The 331-nt window shown below is 51.4% G+C and carries 3 tRNA genes; all 3 read right to left on the reverse strand.

Going from position 1 to position 331, the window contains the following annotated elements:
- Positions 1–15: 15 nt before the first annotated feature.
- The 3 genes from ACY191_RS06010 to ACY191_RS06020 all read right to left on the reverse strand — a co-directional run bounded on the left by ACY191_RS06010 (position 16) and on the right by ACY191_RS06020 (position 270).
- Positions 16–87 (reverse strand) — tRNA-Gly (locus ACY191_RS06010).
- Between the two features lie 11 nt (positions 88–98).
- Positions 99–171 (reverse strand) — tRNA-Thr (locus tag ACY191_RS06015).
- A gap of 17 nt (positions 172–188) precedes the next feature.
- Positions 189–270: transfer RNA gene (locus tag ACY191_RS06020), tRNA-Leu, on the reverse strand.
- Between the last annotated feature and the right edge of the window lie 61 nt (positions 271–331).

Consider the following 331-nt stretch of genomic DNA (forward strand, 5'->3'; position numbering starts at 1 on the left):
CGATTGCTTTGGCAAAGCGGAAAACGGGGTTCGAACCCGCGACCCCCACCTTGGCAAGGTGGTGCTCTACCACTGAGCTATTTCCGCGTGTTTAAAGATGCCGGCTAAAGGACTTGAACCCTCGACCCTCTGATTACAAATCAGATGCTCTACCAACTGAGCTAAGCCGGCATGTAAAACTTAAATTATGCGGGTGAAGGGACTTGAACCCCCACGCCGTAAGGCGCTAGATCCTAAATCTAGTGCGTCTGCCAATTCCGCCACACCCGCAAAAATATGAGCCGTACAGGGCTCGAACCTGTGACCCTCTGATTAAAAGTCAGATGCTCTA

It is taken from the genome of Staphylococcus sp. TCBT05 (genome assembly GCF_055179755.1).